We start from the raw sequence: 18,541 nt of genomic DNA, 5'->3' as shown, positions 1-18,541 counted from the left end.
ACGTTTCATGCTTCGTTGCCTCCTGCTGGTTTTGGATTGTTTGGTATTTTTAAGCTATTATACCACAGGAGGCAGAAATTAGTAAATAATTTATTTGCAGATGATTGCCATTTTTAAACAGCCTCTATAAGAAAAGGGCTTATCTACTCAATCCTGACTGTCTCGTTGACAGCTATTTTTCTTCTTACTATCCTTGGCTCTGAGCGTATACTCCAGGATGTCATTGGCTATCAAGCATTTCTGCCTACTTTACTGGCTACCCTTATTATCGCTATTGTCTTCCACCCCTTAAGGGAACAAATACAGCTCTTTTTTAATCGTTCCTTTTTCAGGGAAAGACACAGCCGGGAAGAAGCGGTCAGGGACTTTATCCAAACCCTCAGCTCTACCCTTGACAAAAATAAGCTGGTGAACTCGGTTGTCGGCGTCCTTACTGATAAGATGCATATAGAGAAGGTCTCGATTATGCTTCTGAATGAAGCCCAGAAGAAATACGTTACCACAATCTCTTCTGGCTTGAGTAATGACTACCATCAGTTTACCAGAGACTCACCTATTATTGGCCGGCTTAAAAAAGAGCCAAAAGAGTTGAGCCGCTTAGAGGCAGAAAGAGATGTAGGACTAAAAGCGGATATGGAGGAGATTGAAGCGGTTCTTTGCCTTCCCTTGATTTCGAGGGAAAGACTGTTAGGGCTAATCGGTCTGGGCGAGAAAAAGTCAGGTACTGCCTACAACTGGGAAGATATGGACTTGTTAACTACTCTCAGATATGAAGCCTCAATAGCCCTTGAAAATTCTTTGCTTTACGAAGACCGTCTGAGGTCGTATTCTAATACTATCAAGACCCTTTTAGCCGTTATTGAGGCCAGGGATGCCGAGACTCATAACCATTCTAAAAGAGTGGCCAGCTATGCCGGCGAAATTGCCGGAGAACTTGGCCTTTCTGAAGAAGAGGCCGAGGCGATTGAGATTGGTGGCTTTCTCCATGATATTGGCAAGATTGGGGTGGCGGATGATGTCCTTAAAAAACCAGGGGGGTTGAGCGAAGAGGAACGGAATCTAATCCGACAACATGCGGCTATCGGCGATAACATCCTGGCCTCAATGGAGCTTTCTCCCACCACTCTGGAGGCGATAAGACACCATCATGGGAAGCCGGATAAAGGCGGTTATCCTGACGGCCTGGGACTCGATTCTATCCCCCTTTCAGCCCGTATCCTGGCCGTGGCAGATGCCTATGACGCTATGACCAGCGATCGGCCATATCGTAAGGCTATGAGTAGAGAGAAAGCAATAATAGAATTAAAAAGAGACTCGGGTAGACATTTTGATCCCCAGGTGGTGGAGGCGATGATTTCTGTCTTGAATCAAGGAAGGTATAGTTTTTTAAAATAATGTTTTTGGGAGCAACTCATCTCCTAATGATATTTGGAATAGCACACGGATTAACCCAGATTTTGGCGGATTCTCACAGATTTTTTTAACCTGTGAAATAGGTTGAAATAAAATGCAAGAAACAGATATGCAAGCTCTACTACTACAAACAGGTCGCTCCTACGGAGCTTTATTTATATTAGCTCCAGAGGAGCGGTCTGTTTGTAGAAAGATTATACCCCCCACAACAAATTAGCTCCAGAGGAGTGACCTGTTTATTCTCTTCATCACTCTAAGTTGGGGGATATTTGTCATCCTATTTCACAGGTCGAAATATTTCTATCTCTTTTTATCGATTCTAAAAAGAAAGGGGATGAATATTGTATATCGAAAATTCAATCGTTATTAAAGCTAATGTTGATAAGGTCTTTGAGGTGATGGCTGATGTTGAAAAATGGCATGAGTTTATGCTTCATCACAAGCGAAAAGTAAAAATCCTTAGTAGGGAACAGAATAAATTGTTAATCGAAAGAGATGGAATAATCAAATGGAAAGCATCTATTATTATTGACAGAAAGAATAAGCTAATGAAAGCATTGCATCTTGCAGGAGTAACAAAAGGTTTATTGGCGATATGGAAGTTTGAAGAGATTCCGGAAGGTACCAAAATGACATTATCTCACACCTTTATTCCCAAGATCCCATTTTTCGGAAGGTTGAAATGGCTAATCATAAAGAAGGGGATAGAACGAATAAACAGCTTGAAAGCTGTTAAAGAGAAAGTGGAAGGATAGATGAGTATCTATGCTATTGTACCAATTCTAGGGGGGATTACTAGCCTATTCCTTGGATTTTTTGTGCTTTCTAGAGGAACTAAGCAGGAAGTAAATAAGGCTTTTTGCTATTTCGCCCTTTCTGCAGCTATTTGGTGTTTTAGATACGTTGCAGGATATTCTATTCCAGATAAAGATCTTGCTATAATTTGGTTGACAGGCTTGAGTATAAGTCTTTTCTTTATTCCTGCAACTCTTTTTCATTTTGTATTAGTTCTTACTAAAGACAATAGTAAGATAAGAAAAAGATTGCGTACTTTGGGATATATTTTTAGCTTTATTTTAATATTTCCCACATATTTAGGATTTTTTATAAAAGATGCTATCTATGTCTATGATAGCTATTATCCTATAGCAGGAGGATTAACAAACCAGCTTTTCATTTTATTTTTTTGGTTTTTCTTTATATACGCAACTTATCTCCTATATAGAAAATATAAACTTGCCTCATCTTCAATAGAAAAGAACCGTCTTAAGTACTTATTTATTGGAATATGTATAGTTATATTGGGTAGTATACCTAACTTTCTTTTAGCCTCTCAAATTTTTAATATTTATCCATTTGGTTATATAGCTAATGTAATATGTGTCTCCCTTATTGCCTATGCTATTCTTAAATACCAGCTTATGGACATCCATGTGGTCATCCGGAGAAGTTTCATTTACTCCGGCTTAAGCTTTATGGTGACGATGGGCTTTTTATTGACTATCTATGTCTTTGTGGATCTTTTCCGATACATAGGCATCTATGAAGATGAAAGAGGAAATTTTTTACCTGCCCTGACCAGTGGTTTGATTGTTGCGATTATCATCAACCCTGTCCGCAGCAAGGTGCAGCACATAGTTGACCGGACCTTTTTCAGGGAGAGAGCCGCACTGGATGAGGCTATCATGGCCTTAAGAAGAGAGATTACCTCTATTAAAGATAAAGAGTCTTTGCTTAGACTCATCATTACCACTTTATCTAAGACCATGCAGATAGAGAACCTTTCTGTTATGCTGTGGGATGAGGCACGCCATAATTATACTGTTCATACCTGGTTAGGTCAGCAGCAACGTATCTCTTTTTCTCAGGACCAGCCTCTTATTTATTGGCTGAGGGGAAGTAAGAGACCGCTGGCCATGTTCAATTTAGAAGACCCTGCCTGGCCTTCGGAATCGAAGGCTAAATTGAAGCAAGACCTTGACACCCTTCAGGCTTACTGCTGTCTGCCTTTGATCTCCAAAGACAAGCTTTTAGGGGTTCTGAATCTGGGATCAAGAAAAAAGAAACTGGGGTATAGCCAGACAGAGATAGCCCTCCTTTCTATGGTGACCAGGCAGGCAGGTATTGCCCTGGAGAATACGGGACTCCAGGAGAAGTTAAAGGGACAGCTTTTAGCTACCGTTCGATCCTTAACCCTGGCTGTTGAGGCCAAAGATCCAAAAACAAGGGGTCATTCTAAACGGGCCGGTGATCTGGCGATCAGGTTGGCTCAGGCCTTTAATCTTCCGCCTAACATAGTTGAGGCAACCCGCATTGGGGTTTTTTTACATAACATTGGTAAGATCGGTGTCCCAGAAGAGATCCTCCGAAAGGAAGCGCATGGCTTAACCGAGGATGAATTCTGGCTGATCAAGAAACATCCTAAGATTGGGGTTGATATTATTCATCCTCTAAATCTTTCTCCAGAAACAATAGATATTGTTCTTCATCACCATGAAAGGATAGATGGCCTGGGGTATCCTGACGGTCTTAAAGGAGAGGAGATTGCCCTTCCCACCAGGATTGCAGTGGTAGCTGACGCCTTCGCAGCGATGACTTCTCCAAGGTCCTATCGTCCGGGTATGAGTCTTGAGGAAATCAGAACGGAATTGCAACATGGCGCAGGTAGTCAGTTCTGTCCCCAGGTGGTGAAGACACTGTTCGCTATCTTGTGATACTCGATACTCGATGCTCGATGCTCGATACTCGATACTCGATGCTCGATGCTCGATGCTCGATGCTCGATGCTTGATGCTCGATGCTCGATGCTCGATGCTTGATGCTAGATGCTGATAAAGCAAGATAAATGATGTATAAGTTATAGGGATTTGGATATTTATAAGAAGGCTCATAAATTGGCCATAGAAATTCATGAGATGAGTCTGAAGCTGCCAAAGTTTGAGATGTATGAAGAAGGGAGCCAAATAAGAAGATCGAGCAAATCTGTAAAGAGCACTATTGTTGAAGGATTTGGTCGAAGAAGATATAAAGCAGAATTTGTAAAATTTCTAACTTATTCATTGGCTTCTTGTGATGAAACAAGAGATCATTTAGATACTCTGCATGAAACTGAATCGTTAAAAGACGAAGAAAGTTACAAATATTTTTGCGAAGAATATGACCACCTGGGCAGAATGATAACCAATTTTACCAAATCGGTAGAACTCGGACACAAGACTTAAAAGTATCGAGCATCCAGCATCGAGAAATCGAGCATCGAGCATCGAGTATGGTTACCTTATCCACTCTTTCATCCATCTTGACCATCCTTCTTTTACCGGGATGGGTCTTGCTTCTCTTCTGGCGTGAGCGGGAAGAAAGCTTAAAGATATATTTTTTCCTCTTTGTTTTATCTATCTGGCTTTGGAATTTGGGGAGACTCATCGGCGGGCCGGACAATGAAGATCCCTCTTATTATGGGCTGAGACTGACGATCTTCGGCCTGGTTGCCATGCCGGCCGCTTTTTTCTATCTCATTCGGGAACTTACCCGGGAGGATAAAATACCTTTCGTCAGTATTAGTGTACCTTTGGTCAGTGTTTTTCTCTTCTTTATCTCTCCACCCTCTTTTGAGGGAAATTCTATTTACTGGATGAGGGTTTTTTTTGTTTTTTTCATTCTGGTCTTTGGGGTGGCTTTTTATATTCTCTCGATCAGATATAGAGGGAAGGATTCAGGTATTCTGGGAGACCGAAAGGGATATCTTCTTTGGGGAGGGGTAATTGCTTTAACGGCAGCATCCACTGGCCTCTTCCCCTTCCAGCCAACTTATCCACTGGCCTCTTTAGTAATCTTCTGCTACGCCTCGCTAATGGGCTACTATTTAGCTACTGCTTACCGGCTCATTGATCCCAAAAGGGTGGTCAAAAAGATCATGATTGGCGCTGTAGTAGGCAGTGCAGTGGTCGGAACCTTTTTGCTGGTCACTGTTGGTCTAGGGGAAATAGCCATCTTCCCTGTTTTTCTGGCGGCTACGTTCGTGTCTCTTATTTTTCAACCTTTAAGTGAATATACGGGGAAAGCTGCAGATTATCTGCTCGGTATAAACAAAATCCAGCGGCAAGATGTAGTGGAAAAGATTACCCAGGATATTACTTCTCTTCGTGACAAGGATAGCATTTTACCTTCTATAATAAGAAAGATAATTGAGATAATGGATGTTTGGAAGATTTCTTTTATCCTGCTTGATAAAAAAAGGCAGGAATATTTTATGAGTATCTCAACCGGCTTGGAGAAGTCAAATTATAGATTTAAGGCCGATGATTTGCTTCCCACCTGGATGTTTCAGGAAAAAAGAATATTGTTAAAAGAAGAAATAATAGAGAACCCACGTTTCAGAAACATAAGAAAAGAGATGCTTGAGAAATTAGAGCAACTTGAGGCCTCAGCCTGCCTGTCTTTTTTCTCGAAGGATGATCTTCTGGGGATGTTAACCCTGGGAGGAGAAGATGGAAAATACCTGTCAGGCGAGAAGTTAACCCTTCTTAATATATTAGGTGATGAAATAACTGTTATCCTTGAAAATCTGTATCTCTATGAGGATAGAAAAGAAAACTTTATTACCTCTATTCTCTCCTTAGCCGGAGCCGTAGAGGCTAAAGATGTCTATACCCGGGGGCATTGTGAACGAGTCGCTTCTTATGCTGAAATTATAGCCGTCAGGCTTGGCCTCTCCTTTGCTGAAATAGAGGCTATCAGGAGAGGCGGATACCTTCATGATGTAGGCAAAGTAGGCATTCCTGATGCGGTCCTTTTGAAACCCGGCAGATTGTCTCCAGAGGAATTCGAAGTTATAAAGAAGCATCCTGTTATTGGAGCTCGAATTGTCGAGCCTCTTAAGCTGCCCGATCATACTTACGCTGGAATTAAATATCACCATGAAATGGTAGATGGATCAGGTTATCCGGAAGGTTTAACCGGAGATGAAATCCCTCTGGCCGCCAAGATCATGGCTGTGGCTGACACCTATGAGGCTATAACCAGTAATCGTCCTTACCGAAAGGCAAAAACCGGAAAAGAAGCCATCTTAGAACTAAATATCTATGCCGGAAGCCGGTTTGATCCGAAGATTGTCGAGATATTTACTACCTTGGAGCGTAACTACTCAGCCTCTATATAGTAGCCTTACCTAGCGAAACCACAACATATTGTGTTTAGGTGTTTAAAAGTTAGCTAAAATTCCTAAAAAACGGCTTTCTATGCAACCTATAAAAGGAGACGAACCACAATATATTGTGTTCTGTAAGCTTCAAAATCAATATGTGGTGGCTGAGTAGTTACCTTGGAGCAAAGATCGGTAATCAGTGATCAGTAATGATCGATTACTGCTTTTTTTCACCGATAGCCGGTTACTCAGAAATTCCCTAACTTTTCTCCGGTTACTATTTTTCCTTGACTTAAAGAGTAAGGTATGTTAAACTTAATGGTAGTTATAGAGGAAGAGGTATAAACCTCTGGATGACTAATGACTAAGACTGTCCTTCTCAGCGGATATTACGGTTGCGGCAATGTCGGTGATGAACTCATTCTAAAGGCCATATTAGATAGGTTCAATGAATGTGATTCCCTGGAGGTGATAGTTGCTTCAGCTGATCCTGCTCAGACAGCTAAAGATTATGGGGTGAAGACAATAGATCGTCGTCATCTGAAGGCCATATTTTTTAGGCTGCGGGATTGCCAGGCCCTTATCAGCGGAGGCGGCGGGCTCCTCCAGGATGTAACCAGCAGTCGTTCTCTTTATTACTATTTGGGAATAATGGAATTGGCCATAATCCTGGGTAAACCGGTTATCATCTATGCCCAGGGGATTGGCCCCATAAGAAATTCGATAAACAGATTTATTACCAGGACGGTTCTGAAGAGGGCCAGTCTTATTACCCTCAGGGAGGAACAATCGGCTAAGGTCTTGGAAGGACTCGGGTTTAACCGGCAGGATTTAATGGTGACGGCTGACCCGGTATTAAGTCTTCCTTCCTTAGCCCCGGCCGAAAAAGGTAAAGGAATAGGCGTAGTTATTCGTCCCCTTAAATCGAGACCTAATCTGGCCGGAAGGATAGCCAGGATATTAGACGAATTGGCTGAAAAATTCCCCGATATCCCTTTTACGCTTATCCCCTTTCATCCCCAATATGATTTTGACCTGGCTCAAGAGATAAAACTGAGCATGAAACACAAGATAGGCATATTTGTGGGCTATGGCCTGTCTAAGTATATCGAAGCGATTGAGAGACTTGATCTTTTAATAGGAATGAGGCTTCATGCCCTTATCCTGGCTGCCATCAACCAGGTGCCGATGGTAGGCATAAGTATCGACCCCAAAATCGATTCTTTTATTCAGGCGGTTGATCAGCCCCTGATAACCCTGGAAACAGCCGACAAAGAATCTATGATTAGCCTCATTTCCCACGTTTGGGAGGATCGTGAGAATTATCAGGAAAGATTAAAAAAATTAGTGCCCCCCTTGAGGCAAAAAGCTGAAGCTACTTTCAGGTTGGTGGTAGATTTTTTAGAGAAAGGCGACTACTCAACCCCTAAGGCATAAACTCGATGCTGGATGCTCGATCCTGGATACTGGATCCTTTACCAGCATCGAGGATCGAGCATCGAGGATCGAGGCTCGAGTATCGAGTTTGTGCCTTAGTGGCTGAACGCTTACAAAATCCGCAATCCGTAATCCGAAATTAACTTAAGGAGGTTATCGATGTCCTGTTCTATTTCTGAATTAGAAGAACGCGCTAAGGAGGTAAGACGACATATTGTCAGTATGCTGGCGGAGGCGGGGTCCGGACATCCTGGCGGATCCCTCTCCTGTGCAGATATTGTCACCACCCTCTATTTTGAAGTCATGCGTCACCGGCCGGATGATCCTAAGTGGCCGGCGAGAGACAGGTTTGTTCTTTCCAAAGGACATGCTGTCCCTACCGTCTATGCCTGTCTGGCTATGTGTGGTTATTTCCCTGTTTCCGAGCTGAAAACCATAAGAAAAATAAACTCCCGATTACAAGGGCATCCGGATATGATGGCTACGCCCGGAGTGGAAATGTCTACCGGCTCCCTGGGTATGGGGCTTTCGGTTTCGGTGGGGATGGCTCTGGCTGGCAAAATAGACCACGCTCTCTATCGAGTCTATGTGGTCCTTGGCGATGGAGAGGTTCAAGAAGGACAGGTCTGGGAAGCAGCGATGAGCGCCGCCCATTATCGGCTTGATAATCTGTGCGCCTTCCTGGATTACAATAAACTCCAGATCGATGGCCGGGTAGAAGATATTATGGCGATTGAACCTTTGATTGACAAATGGAAGGCCTTTGGTTGGCACACCCTGGAAATAGATGGACATAACATAGAGCAAATTATCAAGGCGGCTGAAGAAGCCAAGAAAACTAAGGGAAAGCCGACGATAATTATTGCCCACACCATTAAAGGAAAGGGTGTTTCCTTTATGGAAGGGGTGGTTGGTTTTCATGGAGTAGCTCCAACCAGAGAAGAAGCAGAAAAGGCCCTATCAGAGTTAAGTTAGAAAAGGAGGCGAGAGATTATGGCCAAAGCAGCCGTGGCAGAAGCACAAGTTGAAATCCCTCCTTATTACGATCGTTTCCTGGATGAAAGGGAGAAACGGTTTGTTTCCGAGATTACCAGGCTGGAGGGGGTTATAAAAAACGGAGATGACCGCTTGAATGATCGGATCAATGAACTTAAAGAAGATATGATTCGTCGATTCGAAGAAGTAAATTGTCGGTTTGAAAAGGTAGATGAAAGGTTTGCGCGGATAGGGGAAAGTATTACCGATTTGAGAAAAGAAATGAATCGGCACTTCCGATGGATGATGGGTTTATTTGCACCTCTTATTTTAGGTGTAGGCGGGCTTCTACTGAAGGACCTTTTAAATTTAACCAGGTAAAGGAGGAAAAGAAATTGCCTGAGATGATGGCTACCAGGGATGCCTATGGCAAGGCTTTATTGAAATTGGGTGAAACTAATCCAAGGGTGGTGGTGCTGGATTCGGATGTGTCTTCTTCTACCAGGACAGATAAATTTGCGGCCAAATTTCCGGATAGATTTTTTAATTTCGGCATTGCTGAGGCCAATATGATTAGCGCGGCCGCCGGTCTGGCCACCTGCGGTAAGATTCCTTTTGCCAGCTCCTTCGCTGTTTTTGCCTCGTCCAGATGTTTTGAGCAGATCAGAGACTGCGTGTGCTGGCCCAGGTTGAATGTTAAGATCGTGCCCTCCCATGCCGGGATTTCTGTGGGAGAAGATGGGGCCTCTCATCAGGCGGTGGAAGATATCTCCATTATGCGGATGTTGCCTAATATGACTGTTATTGTCCCGGCTGATGGGCTTGAAACAGAGCAGGCCGTCTTAGCCGCCGCCGAATATGATGGTCCGGTTTATATCAGATTGGGGAGGGCTAAATTCCCTCTGGTTTGTCCGCCTGATTATGAATTCCAGATCGGCAAGTCTTTTACTCTCAAGGAAGGAAGCGATGCTACCTGTATTGCTACCGGTTTGATGGTCTTTGAGGCCATGGCCGCCGCTGAGAAATTGAAAGAGCAAGGAATAAATATAGGCGTGATCAATATGAGCACTATTAAGCCGCTCGATAAGGAAGCTATCCTGAAGGCGGCCGCCGAGACCGGGGCTATTGTTACAGCCGAAGAACATACTATTATTGGCGGATTAGGCAGTGCCGTAGCTGATGTCCTGGTAGAAGAAAGACCAGCACCTATGAAAAGAATAGGGATGCGTGATAGATTCGGCATTTCTGGTCCACCCGGAGATCTTCTGGAAAAGTTCCACATGAGCGATGCAGATATTGTGAAGGCGGTGCTGGAAGTGATGGAAAGGAAGAAAAAACTCTAACTACTGCCTACTGTCTGAATATGATCCAACTTCATCATGTCTTCCTCAGGTACGGAGGAATTGAGGTCTTAAGTGATATCAACCTTCAACTAAGCCAGGGAGATTTTGTCATTCTCCTGGGGCCATCCGGGGCAGGTAAGACGGCTTTGCTTTCTTTGATTAATCGTTCCCGCCTGCCCAGCATTGGTCAGGTCCTGGTGGAAAAGAAAAATGTAGGTCGAATGCCTCCCAAGGAAATTCCCGCCTTGCTTCAACGCATCGGAGTTATATGGCAAGATCTTAAACTGTTAGATGAAAAGACGGTTCAAGAAAATCTCTCCTTACCCCTTTGGATAGCTGGGTGGCCGAAAGAGAATATTAAAGAACGAATTGGCCTGGCCTTGTCCAGAGTTAGTCTTTGGGAAAAACGGAGTGCCCGGGCTAAAGACCTTTGTAGTGGAGAGAGACAGCGACTGGCCATTGCCAGAGCAATTATTACCAATCCCCCCATACTTCTGGCTGATGAACCCCTGGAAAACCTCGATCCGATTTTATCCGAAGACATTCTTAGTCTCTTTAACGAAGTCAATCAATCAGGGACCACTATCCTTTTAGCTACCCAGAAAAGAGAGGTGGCGGTAAATATCGCCAGGCGGGTGGTGGTAATTAAAGGTGGACAGATACAGTAATTAACAATTGGTAACCGTTCAGCACATGATGCTGGATGCTCGATGCTCGATCCTCGATGCTCGATCCTCGATACTCGATGCTCGATGCTCGATCCTCGATCCTCGATGCTCGATGCTCGATCCTCGATCCTCGATGCTCGATGCTCGATCCTCGATGCTCGATCTTCGATGCTCGATCCTCGATACTCGATGCTCGATGCTCGATGCTCGATGCTCGATCCTCGATCCTCGATGCTCGATGCTCGATGCTCGATCCTCGATGCTCGATCCTCGATACTCGATGCTGGTAAAGGATCCAGTATCCAGCATCGAGTATCGAGCATCCAGCATCGAGCATCGAGGTTGTGTCTTTGTGCCTTAGTGGCTGAACGCTTACAAAACAATTGTAATTATTCAGCCACTGATTAGCACGGATTAGCACGGATAAATAGCAGATAGCAGAGGACAGAAGACAAAGGTGAGAGTAGGGGCAACCCCTTGTGGTTGCCCAACACAATTAGGGGCAACCCCTTGTGGTTGCCCTTCAGACTGAAGAAAAGAGGGTGGATCATGCGTCAATATAACGTTGCCGTGGTTGGAGCTACCGGAGCGGTAGGCTCAGAGATGATCAAGACCTTGAGTCAGAGGAATTTTCCGGTTAAAGAGCTGCGGCCTCTGGCCAGTGCTCGTTCTGCCGGCCGGGCAATAGAGTTTAAGGGAACAGAAATAACTGTCTCTGAATTAAGGGAGGACTCTTTTGGGGGCATAGAGATTGCCCTCTTTTCAGCCGGAGGGGGGGTGAGCAAGGCGTTTGCCCCCCTGGCGGCCAAAGCTGGGGCAGTGGTGATCGACAACTCCAGCGCCTTTCGGATGGAGCCTGATATCCCGCTGGTTGTTCCTGAGGTAAACCCGGAGACACTCAAGCCGGGTCCAGGTATTATTGCCAACCCTAACTGCTCTACTATTCAGATGGTGGTAGTATTAAAACCCCTCCATGATGCGGCCAGGATCAAGCGGGTGGTGGTTTCTACCTACCAGGCAGTGTCAGGCACCGGCTGGAAGGCGATGGAAGAGCTGCGAATCCAAAGTCAGGCGGTGCTTAAAGGCGAAAAGGTAGTTAAAGAAGTGTATCCTCATCAGATTGCCTTCAACATCCTTCCCCATATAGATATCTTCCTGGAGAATGACTACACCAAAGAAGAGATGAAGATGGTTAATGAGACCAGAAAGATTATGGGGGATAATTTGATAGCGGTTACGGCTACCACGGTCAGGGTGCCGGTCTTTATCTCCCACGCTGAGTCAGTAAATGTGGAATTCTCTGAGCCTTTAAGTCCTGATCAAGCCAGAGAAATCTTGAGCAGCGCCCCTGGAGTTAAGGTAGTGGATGACCCGTCCAGGAATCTTTATCCTCTCTCAATAGAGGCGGCTGGTCGAGATGAAACCTTAGTTGGCCGCATCAGGAAGGATGAATCGATTCCCCATGGGCTTAATCTCTGGATTGTGGCTGATAACCTGAGAAAAGGGGCCGCCTTGAATGCGGTTCAGATTGCGGAAGAGATGGTAAAGAGAGGGTGGCTCTGATTTTAAGGAGAGAAGCTACCCATTGGGGTGCAGATTTCTTGTCTTTTTGTTAGAAACTCCCTTACGTCCTTTACGTCCCTTACGTCCCTTGTGTCCTTTATGTGGAGGAAAGAAATGCCGGATAAAGAGCAGGCCTTAGAAACGGTCCTGACCGAATACCAAAAAGAGAAAGGCAGCCTTATTCCTGTCCTTCAGCAGGCTCAGGCCATACAGGGCTATCTTTCTAAGCCGGTGATGAGCCGGATTGCCGAAAGGTTGGGAATTTACGAAAGTGATGTCTATGGGGTGGCCACCTTTTACACCCAGTTTCGCTTCACCCCCTTAGGGAAAAATATTGTCAAGGTCTGCCATGGGACAGCCTGTCATGTGAATGGCGCTGAAGGAATCAGCGATAGTCTCTGCCGTCATCTTAAGGTCAAAGAAGGCGAAACAACCGAGGACGGAAAATTCACTACAGAGCGGGTGGCCTGCCTGGGCTGCTGCAGCCTGGCGCCGGTGGTGATGATCAATGAAGAGACTTACGGCCGATTGACTTCAGATAAAGTGAAGAAGATTCTGGATAGATATTAGCATTTTGGAAGGTTCACCCTCCATAAGGCCTGACACCTGAGGGCTGATACCTGAACGGTTACGAATGGCGAAAAGAATAGGTAGAGGGGGATATGGATGGAAAATAAATGGCGGGTAGTGGTTGGTCTGGGCAGTTGTGGGGTCGCTTCCGATGGACGGGGAGTGTATAAGGCCCTGGAAGAAGGCATAGCCCAACGTAAATTATCGGCTGAGATGGAAGAGACCGGCTGTCTGGGGATGTGCTATAATGAGGTGCTGGTTGATGTTATCGACCCCCAAGGCAGGCGGACACTTTACAAAGAGGTCACCCCGGAGAAGACAGACCGCCTCCTGGATGAGCATCTCCTCGAGGGCAAACCAATTACCGAATGGATCGCCCGGGCTGAAGGAGTAGTAACAGATGATGACGCCTTTCTTAAAGACCAAAAGCGGATTGTGCTTCGAAATTGTGGCCTTATCTCTCCGGAGTCTATTGAGGAATACCAGGCTAGAGACGGCTATCAGGCCCTGAAGCGGGTTCTGAAAGAGATGACACCGGCTCAAGTTATTTCTGAAGTGCTTGATTCAGGCTTACGGGGCAGAGGTGGAGCCGGATTTCCCACGGGCCTGAAGTGGCGATTAGCGGCCCAGTCTGATACAAAGCCGAAATATTTTATCTGCAATGCGGACGAAGGTGATCCCGGGGCCTTTATGGACCGGTCGGTCCTGGAGGGAGACCCTCATTCGGTAATAGAAGGGATGCTTATCGGCGCTTATGCTATTGGCGCTGGAGTTGGCTATATCTATGTCCGGGCCGAATATCCCCTGGCGGTGGCCAGATTGAAGATAGCCATTAAGCAAGCCAAAGACCAGGGGATCTTAGGCCAAAACATCCTGGGAAGTAATTTCAGTTTTGACCTCAAGATCAAGGAAGGGGCCGGTGCTTTTGTTTGTGGGGAAGAAACCGCCTTGATCGCCTCTATTGAAGGCAAACGGGGCATGCCCCGCCTCAGACCCCCCTTCCCGGCCGTTTCCGGCCTCTGGGGCAAACCGACTAATATCAATAACGTGGAAACCCTGGCCAACATCCCCTGGATTATACTTAATGGCGCCGGGGCCTTTGCTTCTCTGGGAACAGAGAAAAGTAAAGGCAGCAAGGTCTTTGCCCTGGCCGGTAAGATAAAACGGGGTGGCCTGGTTGAGGTCCCTATGGGATTAAGCCTCAGGGAAATAATTTTTGACATAGGGGGAGGAATCAAAGAGGATCGGGAATTCAAGGCCGTTCAGTTGGGTGGTCCTTCCGGGGGATGTATCCCGGCCTACTTGCTGGATACCCCCATTGATTATGAGGCCATTACCGCTACCGGCGCCATCATGGGCTCAGGTGGAATGGTGGTCATGGATGAGACCACCTGTATGGTGGATATCGCCCGCTTCTTTTTGAACTTCACCCAGGCTGAATCCTGTGGTAAATGCACCTTCTGCCGGTTGGGGACAAAGCGAATGCTGGAAATCCTGGAGAGAATTTGCCAAGGAGAGGGGCGAATAGAAGACCTCAAATTATTGGAAGAACTTTCAGAGTCGGTAAAGACAACCTCCCTTTGCGGTCTGGGGCAAACAGCTCCCAACCCTGTCTTGACTACCCTTAGATATTTTAGGGAGGAATACGAGGCCCATATTATTGAAAAACGCTGCCCGGCCAGGTCTTGCCGGCCGCTGCTTACCTTTACTGTCATCGAGGAACTTTGCACCGGCTGCGGCCTCTGCGCCAAGGTCTGCCCGGTTGAGGCCGCCAAAGGCAAGAAGAAAGAGCCTTATTCTATTGACCAGACCCTTTGCACCAAATGCGGTCAGTGCCTGGCCAAGTGCAAGTTCGAGGCGATTAGAGTGGAATAATGCCCAATATCCTTGATCTCAGGGAGAAGTTAAAAAAGGCCGCCTCTATTGAAAACCCCTTAAAGAAGAGGCTCTGGATACTGGCTGTCATTACTGAGGCCTTACACCCTTATAACGTCAAGCCCATTCTTATTGGGGGAGGGGCAGTCGAATATTACACCTTTGGTGGTTACGCCACCTTTGATCTGGATATGGCGGTATCAGACCATCAAATCCTGACGGAAGTGATGGATAACTTGGGACTTAAAAAGGAAGGGCGCTATTGGTCCAGCGAAGATCTCGATATAGTTATTGAATCACCTGCCGGATCCCTGGAAGGCGAAGAGGCCCCTCTGACTAAAGTAGAGATTGAAGATATGAGCTGTTACATTATCGGCCTGGAAGACCTTATTATTGACAGACTAAATGGGTATGTCCACTGGCATTGGGAAGATGACCGCCGCTGGGTGATGAATCTTATCAGCTTGCACAAGTCTGAAATTGACTGGGATTATCTTAAAAAAAAGGCGCAACAAGAGGCCACCCTTAAAGAGTTGTTGGAAATCAAAGAGGAGACGGAAGAAATTGGCGATTGATTTTGACCTGTACAGGCAAAAAAAGAGAATCGACTATGCCCAGAAATTGGCCAAGATACGATCAACCTTTTCTCATCGGGCAGCCAGGGGAAGACCACGTGACCCCGAAAAACACCGATTGCTGCTCCGGCTTGATCATGCCCGGATGAAAAGAAAGCTGGCCAGTGGTGAAATCGAGCGTTTAGGGCCAAGGCAATGGCGAGTTAATTATCTCGAATTGTAACTACTCAGGTAGATAGGCTTCAGCCTTCAGCCTTCAGCCTTCAGCCTATGTAGGAGAAGAGAAATGTCCAAGGTAAAACTTATTCTGGAGGGAAAAGAAGTAATCACCCAGGAAGATAAAACTATCCTTGAAGTAGCCAAAGCCGAAGGGATTTCTATTCCTACTCTCTGTCACGATCCGAATCTGGAACCCTTTACCTCTTGCTTTATCTGCGTGGTTGAGGTCGAAGGCCGGCGGGGGTTGGTTCCGGCCTGCGCCACCAAGGTTACGGAAGGGATGGTGGTCAGAACTAACACCGAAGCCGTCCAGAGGGCCAGAAAACTGTGCCTGGAACTTCTCTTGTCAGACCATTATGGTGATTGCCTCCCCCCCTGCCAGATGGCCTGCCCGGCCGGGATAAGGGTCAAGGAATACCTGGCCCTTATCCGGGAAGGTCAATACCGGGAGGCGGTCAGGGTAATAAAAGAGAACAATCCCCTGCCTTCTATCTGCGGTCGGGTATGTGTTCGATTTTGTGAAGAGGCCTGTCGAAGAAATCTGGTGGAAGAACCGGTAGCCATTAATTTTCTGAAGCGATTTGCGGCTGACTACGACCTGGCCGCTGAGACTTCATACCAACCAGCGTCTACTTTTTCTCCCCATCCGCAATCCGCAATCCCCAATCCCCAATCCGCAATCCCCAATCCGCAATCCGATCACCGGGTGGCCTTGATTGGGGCCGGACCGGCTTCCCTTTCGGCGGCCTATTATCTTTCCCTGAAAGGATATGCCTGCACCATCTTTGAGGCGCTTCCCCAGCCAGGCGGGATGTTAAGATACGGCATCCCTGAATACCGGCTTCCTAAGGCTGTGTTAGATAAAGAGATACAGACTATTACCGATTTAGGAGTTGAAATCAAGACAGGTCAGCGGCTGGGTAAGAACTTCCATCTGGAAGATCTCTTTGAGCAAGGCTTTGGGGCCATCTTTTTGGGAATTGGGGCCCAGGGGAGCTACACCTTGGGGGTAGAAGGAGAAGAGGTTGAAGGGGTACTTTCCGGGGTGGAATTCCTGCGAGATATTGGCTTGGGCAAAGATGTCCAGATCTTCGGGCGAGTAGCTATTATCGGTGGAGGTAATACGGCCATTGATGCGGCTCGAAGCGCACTCCGGTTGGGTGCTGATGAGACTCTCCTCCTTTACCGCCGCTCCAGGCAAGAGATGCCGGCGAATGACTATGAGGTCCACCAGGCCGAGTTAGAGGGGGTAAAATATCACTTCCTAACTGCTCCAACCAGGGTCATCCGTCAAAATGGCCGTGTCTCTGAACTGGAGTGTGTTAAGATGGAGTTGGGTGAGCCGGATGCCAGCGGCCGCAGACGACCGATGCGGGTGGAAGGATCCGAATTCAAGATAAAAGTAGACTTTGTTATTGCGGCTATTGGTCAGTTCCCTGAAACCAGTGGCCTGGAGAAAGCCGGTATTGAATTAGAACGCGGGCAAATCAAGGTCAGATCGGGAATATATATGACCAGCCGAGAAGGTGTTTTTGCCGCAGGTGATGCCGTGACTGGCGCGGCTACGGTTATTGAGGCCATCGCTGGTGGAAGGCAGGCAGCAGAAGCCATCGATCAGTATTTCCAGGGTAAGATAGAGGCTGGGGTGATCCCCTTTAATGTAAGCAAGGGGGAGTTATCAGAGATAGATCGGACTGAATTTGAGGCAGTGGAACGAAAGCCACGGGTTAGGATGCCGGAGTTGAATAAGGAAGATCGCCTGACCGGTTTTGATGAGGTAGAGCTGGGGCTGGAAGAGGATCAGGCGGTGACTGAAGCCGGACGATGCCTTGAATGCGGCTGCATCGCGGTGGATGATTGTTCTTTAAGAAAATATGCCGTTGAATATCAACCCGATCCGCACAAATTCAAGGGGGGGGCCATACATATATATCCTATCGACCGTTCTAATCCCTTAGTCGGACATGACCCCAACAAATGCATTCGCTGCGGCCGCTGTGTTCGCATCTGTGCTGAGATAAAAGAGTTAGGCGCCCTTGGTTTTGTCAATCGGGGTTTTGAGGCCATAATAAAACCTACCTTTGACCAACCCTTAGCAGAGACCACTTGTGACTCCTGCGGTAAATGCGTTATTGCCTGCCCCACTGGCGCCCTGTTCGGTGATTTCACACCTGATCCGTAAGTTCCTCCCAGACGGTTGATTAAATTTTTTCGACCTGTGCAATTAGGTTTAACCTACTGACGCTGAAAGCGTCAAATTTTAAATAGCCGTAGATACCAATCTACGGAAATAAATACGCCCGCAACGCTCGACCCTGTAAGGGTCGAACATTGTCCATCGCATAACATTCAACCCTTTCAGGGTTGGGCTGATTTATATTTTTGTTACCGTATGTTTCACATACGGCTATGTGAAGTTCAAACCTTTCAGGTTTGAAAGGAAGTGCTTGTAATTTCTAATTGCACAGGTCGTTAGTGACTTTTGGGGCTGAGTAGTTACATTTTTTTCTTGACAGGATGAAAGGGGAATGATATAATTTATCTCAATGTGCTAAACAAAGTTGGTCAAGGGGCATCGTTGCGGCCATTTATCGAATCGCGAATCTCGAATTGCGAATCGCGAATCTATTTTTGTAACCGTTCAGCCACTGATTGACACGGATTAGCACGGATAAATAATAGAGGACAGAAGGCGGAGTTGTAGGGACAGAGCTTGTCCCTGTCCGTTCCATAGGCGGACAACCACAAGGGTTGTCCCTA

18 protein-coding genes are annotated in these 18,541 nt (G+C 46.4%); all 18 read left to right on the top strand.

From position 1 onward, the window contains the following. Positions 1 to 165 precede the first annotated feature (165 nt). The 18 genes from AB1797_06480 to AB1797_06395 all read left to right on the top strand — a co-directional run bounded on the left by AB1797_06480 (position 166) and on the right by AB1797_06395 (position 17,963). Positions 166 to 1,395: an HD domain-containing phosphohydrolase gene (locus AB1797_06480; protein MEW5767261.1), complete on the top strand. Its 1,230-nt coding sequence runs from the start codon at positions 166 to 168 to the stop codon at positions 1,393 to 1,395. Positions 1,396 to 1,754: 359 nt separating this feature from the next. Then, positions 1,755 to 2,168, top strand: a complete 414-nt coding sequence (locus tag AB1797_06475; GenBank protein MEW5767260.1) for an SRPBCC family protein — start codon at positions 1,755 to 1,757, stop codon at positions 2,166 to 2,168. Then, a complete protein-coding gene (locus tag AB1797_06470) occupies positions 2,169 to 4,127 on the top strand; it encodes an HD domain-containing phosphohydrolase (protein MEW5767259.1) in 1,959 nt (652 codons plus the stop codon). Positions 4,128 to 4,280: 153 nt separating this feature from the next. Beyond that, positions 4,281 to 4,634, top strand: a complete 354-nt coding sequence (locus AB1797_06465) for a four helix bundle protein (GenBank protein ID MEW5767258.1) — start codon at positions 4,281 to 4,283, stop codon at positions 4,632 to 4,634. 107 nt (positions 4,635 to 4,741) lie between these two features. Then, positions 4,742 to 6,571, top strand: coding sequence for an HD-GYP domain-containing protein (locus AB1797_06460; protein ID MEW5767257.1), 1,830 nt, complete (start codon positions 4,742 to 4,744; stop codon positions 6,569 to 6,571). Positions 6,572 to 6,916: 345 nt separating this feature from the next. Further along, on the top strand, positions 6,917 to 7,993 hold the full coding sequence (gene csaB, locus AB1797_06455; GenBank protein ID MEW5767256.1) for a polysaccharide pyruvyl transferase CsaB: 1,077 nt from the start codon (positions 6,917 to 6,919) through the stop codon (positions 7,991 to 7,993). 5 nt (positions 7,994 to 7,998) lie between these two features. Next, positions 7,999 to 8,136, top strand: coding sequence for a hypothetical protein (locus AB1797_06450; GenBank protein MEW5767255.1), 138 nt, complete (start codon positions 7,999 to 8,001; stop codon positions 8,134 to 8,136). A 16-nt stretch (positions 8,137 to 8,152) separates the two neighbouring features. After that, the gene (locus tag AB1797_06445; GenBank protein MEW5767254.1) at positions 8,153 to 8,968 is read left to right on the top strand and encodes a transketolase; all 816 of its coding nucleotides are present in this window, start codon (positions 8,153 to 8,155) and stop codon (positions 8,966 to 8,968) included. 18 nt (positions 8,969 to 8,986) lie between these two features. Next, entirely contained in the window at positions 8,987 to 9,349 is a 363-nt protein-coding gene (locus AB1797_06440; protein MEW5767253.1) for a hypothetical protein, read from the top strand. Between the two features lie 23 nt (positions 9,350 to 9,372). Then, the gene (locus tag AB1797_06435; GenBank protein ID MEW5767252.1) at positions 9,373 to 10,311 is read left to right on the top strand and encodes a transketolase family protein; all 939 of its coding nucleotides are present in this window, start codon (positions 9,373 to 9,375) and stop codon (positions 10,309 to 10,311) included. A gap of 20 nt (positions 10,312 to 10,331) precedes the next feature. Further along, on the top strand, positions 10,332 to 10,979 hold the full coding sequence (locus AB1797_06430; protein MEW5767251.1) for an ATP-binding cassette domain-containing protein: 648 nt from the start codon (positions 10,332 to 10,334) through the stop codon (positions 10,977 to 10,979). 42 nt (positions 10,980 to 11,021) lie between these two features. Then, positions 11,022 to 11,387 carry a hypothetical protein gene (locus AB1797_06425; protein ID MEW5767250.1) on the top strand — a complete coding sequence of 122 codons (366 nt, stop codon included), beginning with the start codon at positions 11,022 to 11,024 and terminating at the stop codon, positions 11,385 to 11,387. 141 nt (positions 11,388 to 11,528) lie between these two features. Next, positions 11,529 to 12,542, top strand: coding sequence for an aspartate-semialdehyde dehydrogenase (locus AB1797_06420; GenBank protein MEW5767249.1), 1,014 nt, complete (start codon positions 11,529 to 11,531; stop codon positions 12,540 to 12,542). Between the two features lie 114 nt (positions 12,543 to 12,656). Next, complete coding sequence (gene nuoE, locus AB1797_06415) at positions 12,657 to 13,112, top strand: NADH-quinone oxidoreductase subunit NuoE (GenBank protein ID MEW5767248.1); 456 nt, start codon at positions 12,657 to 12,659, stop codon at positions 13,110 to 13,112. A gap of 96 nt (positions 13,113 to 13,208) precedes the next feature. After that, complete coding sequence (nuoF, locus tag AB1797_06410; protein MEW5767247.1) at positions 13,209 to 14,987, top strand: NADH-quinone oxidoreductase subunit NuoF; 1,779 nt, start codon at positions 13,209 to 13,211, stop codon at positions 14,985 to 14,987. Further along, positions 14,987 to 15,562 carry a DUF6036 family nucleotidyltransferase gene (locus tag AB1797_06405; GenBank protein MEW5767246.1) on the top strand — a complete coding sequence of 192 codons (576 nt, stop codon included), beginning with the start codon at positions 14,987 to 14,989 and terminating at the stop codon, positions 15,560 to 15,562. Before nuoF ends, AB1797_06405 begins: the two co-directional genes overlap by 1 nt. Continuing rightward, positions 15,552 to 15,785, top strand: a complete 234-nt coding sequence (locus AB1797_06400) for a hypothetical protein (GenBank protein ID MEW5767245.1) — start codon at positions 15,552 to 15,554, stop codon at positions 15,783 to 15,785. Before AB1797_06405 ends, AB1797_06400 begins: the two co-directional genes overlap by 11 nt. A 63-nt stretch (positions 15,786 to 15,848) precedes the next feature. Beyond that, positions 15,849 to 17,963 (top strand): FAD-dependent oxidoreductase, encoded by a 2,115-nt coding sequence (locus AB1797_06395; GenBank protein MEW5767244.1) that lies wholly within the window; start codon positions 15,849 to 15,851, stop codon positions 17,961 to 17,963. Positions 17,964 to 18,541: the final 578 nt, after the last annotated feature.

This window comes from bacterium (genome assembly GCA_040753085.1).
GTDB lineage: Bacteria > UBA9089 > JASEGY01 > JASEGY01 > JASEGY01 > JASEGY01.
Note: the sequence above shows the minus strand (reverse complement) of the source record. Positions and strands in the feature narration are given on the sequence as shown.